We start from the raw sequence: 5,656 nt of genomic DNA on the forward strand, positions 1-5,656 counted from the left end.
ATCAAAAAATAGTAAAAATGGGGTATAGTTTATAAAGGTTTTTTATTTTTATGTCAATATAGTCTTAATAAAAAATTAAAAAAAATGTTATATCTGTAAATAAAAGTGAAAAAAATCCCTTTTTTATTCCAATTATTTACAATTTGGATTTCATTTGTTATTATCTATATATAATGAAAAAAATACTTTTGGCTCCTTCTCTGCTTTCAGCAGATTTTTCAGATCTTGCTGGAGCTGTAAAAAAAATAGAAAATAACGGCGGTTCTATAGTCCATATTGATGTTATGGACGGTGCCTTTGTTCCGCAGATTACTTACGGACAGCCGGTTATAAAATCAATCAGAAAACTTACTGATTTGCCGTTTGATGTACACCTTATGGTTGAAAAGCCTGAACTTATGGTGGATTCATTTGCAGAATCAGGCAGTGACTGGATTACATTTCATTATGAATCTACTGTTCATATTGACAGACTTATCAATAAAATCCACTCGCTGGGTAAAAAATGCGGAATTTCAATTGTTCCTTCTACGCCTGTTTCAGTATTGTCTGAAATACTTCCTCAGGTTGATTTAGTTCTGGTTATGAGCGTTAATCCAGGTTTTGGCGGCCAGAGTTTAATTCCGTATTGTCTTGAAAAAGTAAAGGAACTTGAAAAAATCCGGAGTGAAAAAGATCTTAATTTTATGATTTCAATAGACGGCGGCGTAAACGAAAAAAATATTTCTAATGTTGCTTCGTCGGGAGTTGATATTATTGTTTCAGGTTCGGCTTTTTTTAATGACAAATTAAAATGGGAGCTTTAGTTTGAAAAAACTTCTTTGTTTTATATTTTTCAGTACATTTCTTTTCTCAGCAGTTTTTACACAGTCTGTTGTAAAAAAGTCTGAATCTGAAAATGAAAATTTAAAACAGGGATGTGAAGCATACAAAAATGAAGACTGGCTTTCTGCAATATTCTTTTTAAGAAAAGTTGTTTCTCTGCCGGGAAGTGCCAGTGATGAAAATATATTCATGCTTATAAAAAGTGAACTGTATGCCGGTGAATATCAGCAGGCTCATGCAGACTGCGAACGCTTTCTTGAGCAGTTTTCGTTCAGCCCTTATCGTGAATATATTCAGTATCAGAATGGCCGTATCTTACATCTTCTTGCCCGTAATGAAGATGCAGTTCTGGCTTTAAGTGATTTCTGTCACCAGAATCCTGAAAGTGATTTGTATCCGCTTGCTTTATTCTGGATTGCAGAGTGCTTTTATGATGAATACAATTTTGACAATGCACGGGGTTTATACCAGCGCGTAGTTTCTGATTATCCTGCCTGTGAAAGAGCTCCAAATGCCCAGTATAAGCTTGATTTAATAGAACGGCGTGAACGTGAAGAAAAGCTTTTGTATTTATTAAAGGTTATTGGCGAAGAAAATCTTTCTACCCGCGAAGAATACGAACGGCAGCTTCGTGTTTATCAGCTTGAAGATCAGCTTGGTGTAAAAAAAGAACTTATCGATGCCCAGGCAAGAATTGCAGAACTGGAAGCTCTGCTTGAAGAAGCAGGCGGCCTTGTTTATGTTTATGATGATGCAGATACAGCAGGTACTGATGATACAGTAAAAAATTCTGTATCTCAGACAGAATCTGCTAAGTCTGAAGTTTCTTCAAAAAACAAGTCTTCGGATAATGCAGCTCAGACTTCTTCTTCTCAAGCTTCTGCAAATCAGAATAAGCCGGTTAATATAATTCAAAATGTGAATGAATCTTCTATCCGAGTAAAATCAGGCAGTGCAAAATCTGCAAATAAATCAAAAACTACTGGTTCAGAGGCTGAACTTCAGGCCTTGAAGAGGAAATCAAAACAGCTGCAGTATCTTATTGAAGATCAGGCTGAATAAGGCGGCAGAAAATGAAAAAAATAATTGCAAATTTAATTCTTTTTACGGCTTTTTGTTCTGTTTTTGGCGTTGATAAAGAAAAACTTAAAGAAAATCTTTCAAATTCCCAGCATCTTACTGAACTGATGATGGATGAAGAATATGTAAAAAAACAGAAAGCCATTGCTGAAGAAAAAAAAGCAAAAAAAGAAATTGAAACTGAACTTACAGATGAGCTTTTGGGCATAAAATATCATGCAGAAGATTATCATATTCTCAAGAAGAATTTTTTAAGGGTAGAATTATCCGGACCAAAGGGAAATTTTAATATTTTTGCACAGAATGAAGATGATGAATCCGCTTTGTTTTCTGTTGTAGATTCATTTGCATCAACTTCCTTTTATGTAAAAATTGACAGAAAAATTTACCGCTTAAACGAAAATAATGCCGTTAAACGCGAAATCCGCCGGCTTTCATCTGATAATGAAGCGCAGATTTCTTACATTGTTGATAAAACTGTAAGAGTTACAGTTGATTTTACTCTAATTGCAAGCCGGCCGGATCATGATGAAGACATCGTTCAGATAAAAGTTTATTTAATCAATCTGACAGACAAAAAAAAGTCAGCAGGTTTACTTGCTCTGCTTGATACCTGGTGTGGAGAAGGCGTTGAACCTCATTTTACAACTGCCGCAAATAAAAAAATCAGGTATGAAACTCAATTTTCTGCTGAAGATATGGAAACTCAGCGCTGTATAAATGTTTCAAACAAAAAAAATAATTTTCAGATTCTTCTCAACGGCAATGGAATTACACCTGTAAAATCAGTTACCCTCGCAAATGTTGACATATTAAAAAAAATGCTCTGGAACGGCACTTTTGTAAGTAAACGCGGTTTTTCGAACAATCGTGCATACGCAGATTCTGCAGTTATGATTGTCTGGGACGACATGACTTTAAACGAAAATGAGTTGAATCATATAGATTTTTATATTGCTGCTTCCAATGACGAAGAACTTCCGTATGGCTTACAGTATATTGACGGAATCGAAGAGCCGGAAAAGGAAATTAAAAAAGAAGCTGTAAAAACTGCAGAAAAAAAGCCTGCAGAAAATAAAATTAAAGAACCCAAAAAAGAAGAAAATAATGACAAACGTACTGATGTTGAATTTATTGTTCCTTCCGTAAAAGCCTATCAGCTTGATCCTGTATACATTCAGTCACTTATCGATAAAATTGACTCTTTACAGTCTTCTTCTGATGCAAATCCGGCAGAAATTCAGCGGTTAAATGCAGAATTAGATGCAATTTTAGAGAAATTGAGGCAGCACTAAAAAATGAGCCGGACAGTTTTAGAAAAAGCACATTCGCTTTTGCAGCGCAGAAAATTTTCTTATACAATTACTCTTCTGGAGTCTGGAAGAAATCCCGAAATCTACCGGGAAAATTTTGACTATTTTTTGACTGCCGGGCTGGCCTGTCTTTATCTGGGAGATACAGGAAGTGCAGGTGCATATTTTCAGCGGGCACGCCATATCAGAATGACCGATCCGACTTTGCTTTGTGCCCAGGCAGCACTTTTTTTGCATCGGGGAAATACAGACCGTGCAATTGAATATTATCTTGATGTTCTTGATTATGATCCTGGTAACAAAACTGCCTTAAATGCAATGGAATTTATAAAAACTCATGGTTCTTATGATGAAGTGTGCAAAGCTGTTGATACAGGAGAAATAGAAAAGTTTTATCCTCCTTTGGGAATAAACCCGGATACAATAAAACGAATCCTGCTTTCAGTCCTTGCAGGAATTGCTCTTGCATTTTTAATAATAATTTTCAGCGATCTTTTTAAAAGAGCCGGAAATATCCGTCTTTCTTCAGGAAAGGAAAGGGCTGATTTAAGCGGGCTTTTTCTCACAATCGAAGAAATTAACGGTGCAAAGGGCGATGGTTTATCAAATGACGAGTATAAATATAAGCTTACACCGGCACAGATAAAAAAATCCTATTCACAGATAAAGGTGTACAGTACAGATTACCGTGAAAATGCGGCACGTGTTGAAATTAACCGGCTTTTAAATTCAAATGCTGATGAATACATGAAGTCAAATTTAAAAACTCTGCTCAGTCATTTTTCTGAGCAGACATTTGATTCTCTTTCTAATTATTCAGATAATGTTGAGTATGTTGATGTTGCAAAATCTCCTGATTTATATCTTGGCTGTTATGTTGCATGGTCAGGAAGAATTTCAGATCCTAAATATGAAGGCGACTCTTACAGCTGTAATCTGCTTGTAGGTTATCAGACCATGGAACGGCTTGAAGGAGTTGTACCGGTGTTTTTTGAAGCTGCTCCCTATCCTGCCATAGATAAAGAACGGGCAGTTACAGTTTTAGGACAGATTCAAGTAAAAAATGGTAAGATTATGCTGAATGGCAGGGCAATTTATCAGCAGATTAAACAAAATTAAAAAAAATTGAATTTTTGTTGCCGAAAAATTACAAATTCCGCCTATAACTAGGTGGGTGGGAAATAAAATTATAAAGGTGGATTTCTATGGCAGAAAAAACACAGCAGCTTCCGGCAGATATGTCGGAAAAATTAAAGGCACTTGAAGCTGCCCGGTTACAAATCGAAAAACAGTTTGGTGCAGGTTCTTTAATTAAACTTGGAGCACAGACTGATCTTACTGGTGTCGATGTAATTCCGTCAGGTTCTATCCTGCTTGATGAGGCGCTTGGGGTCGGCGGTTATCCTCGCGGCAGAATTATCGAAATGTATGGTCCTGAAAGTTCTGGTAAAACAACTCTTGCTCTGCATGCAGTTGCTGAAGCTCAGAAAATGGGAGGAATTGCAGCTTTTATCGATGCAGAACATGCTCTCGATCCTGTTTATGCAAAAAATCTTGGTGTTGATATCGATAACCTCTGGGTTTCTCAGCCGGATAATGGTGAACAGGCTCTTGAAATTACAGAAAATCTTGTACGCTCCGGTGCAGTAGATATTATCGTAGTGGATTCTGTTGCAGCTTTGACTCCTCAAAAAGAAATTGAAGGCGATATGGGAGATTCCATGATGGGCTTGCAGGCTCGTCTTATGAGTCAGGCTTTGCGTAAACTTACTGCAATCGTTGGTAAATCAAGATGTATGATTATCTTCATCAACCAGATCCGAATGAAAATCGGTATCATGTTTGGAAATCCTGAAACTACAACCGGCGGTAACGCACTTAAGTTCTATTCTTCTGTACGTCTTGAAATCCGCAGAATTGAATCAATCGAAGGAAAGGGCGAAGAAGATGCTGTCGGAAACCGTGTGCGCGTTAAGGTTGTAAAGAATAAGGTTGCGCCACCTTTCCGCAAAGTTGAACTTGATATTTACTTTGGTAAAGGTATTTCTGCTACTGCTTCTCTTCTTGATTCCGCTGTTAAACACGGAATTATCGACAAGCGCGGTGCCTGGTATACCCGTGGTGAAGAAAAGGTTGGTCAGGGTAAAGAAAACGCAATTAACTTCCTTAACGAAAATCCTGATTACGCAAAACAGGTTGAAGCTCAGATCAGAAATGAAGTCTTCCCTGGTCAGATTCTGCGTACAAAGGAAGGTGTTGCCGTTTATCCTGAACAGGAAAAAGCCGTAAATGATGCTAAAAAAGCTGCTGAAAAGGCTGCAAAAGAAGCAGAAAAAGCTGCAAAAAAAGCAGAAGCTTCTCACTCTGAGCCGGTCATTCCGTCTGCAGCAGACGCGTTGTTCTAATATATGTTTGCTGTTTAAGTCGGAGGCCAAGCG

General features: G+C 37.3%; 5 protein-coding genes. All 5 read left to right on the top strand.

The features are described 5' to 3' along the window. Positions 1–173: 173 nt before the first annotated feature. Entirely contained in the window at positions 174–806 is a 633-nt protein-coding gene (gene rpe / locus ACKI5B_RS06550) for a ribulose-phosphate 3-epimerase (RefSeq protein ID WP_407427025.1), read from the top strand. Position 807: 1 nt separating this feature from the next. Next, complete coding sequence (locus ACKI5B_RS06555) at positions 808–1,887, top strand: tetratricopeptide repeat protein (RefSeq protein ID WP_407427027.1); 1,080 nt, start codon at positions 808–810, stop codon at positions 1,885–1,887. 11 nt (positions 1,888–1,898) lie between these two features. Continuing rightward, complete coding sequence (locus ACKI5B_RS06560) at positions 1,899–3,200, top strand: hypothetical protein (RefSeq protein WP_407427029.1); 1,302 nt, start codon at positions 1,899–1,901, stop codon at positions 3,198–3,200. A gap of 3 nt (positions 3,201–3,203) precedes the next feature. Further along, positions 3,204–4,337, top strand: coding sequence for a tetratricopeptide repeat protein (locus ACKI5B_RS06565; RefSeq protein ID WP_407427031.1), 1,134 nt, complete (start codon positions 3,204–3,206; stop codon positions 4,335–4,337). Positions 4,338–4,423: 86 nt separating this feature from the next. Beyond that, on the top strand, positions 4,424–5,623 hold the full coding sequence (recA, locus tag ACKI5B_RS06570) for a recombinase RecA (RefSeq protein WP_407427033.1): 1,200 nt from the start codon (positions 4,424–4,426) through the stop codon (positions 5,621–5,623). Positions 5,624–5,656: the final 33 nt, after the last annotated feature.

Source organism: Treponema sp. (assembly GCF_045657965.1).
Taxonomy (GTDB): domain Bacteria; phylum Spirochaetota; class Spirochaetia; order Treponematales; family Treponemataceae; genus Treponema_D.

What these genes read in the sequence shown, in the direction of transcription:
- ACKI5B_RS06565 (WP_407427031.1), top strand. Translation starts at nt 3,204, where the DNA reads ATGAGCCGGACAGTTTTAGAAAAAGCACATTCGCTTTTGCAGCGCAGA.
- rpe (WP_407427025.1), top strand. Translation starts at nt 174, where the DNA reads ATGAAAAAAATACTTTTGGCTCCTTCTCTGCTTTCAGCAGATTTTTCA.
- recA (WP_407427033.1), top strand. Translation starts at nt 4,424, where the DNA reads ATGGCAGAAAAAACACAGCAGCTTCCGGCAGATATGTCGGAAAAATTA.
- ACKI5B_RS06560 (WP_407427029.1), top strand. Translation starts at nt 1,899, where the DNA reads ATGAAAAAAATAATTGCAAATTTAATTCTTTTTACGGCTTTTTGTTCT.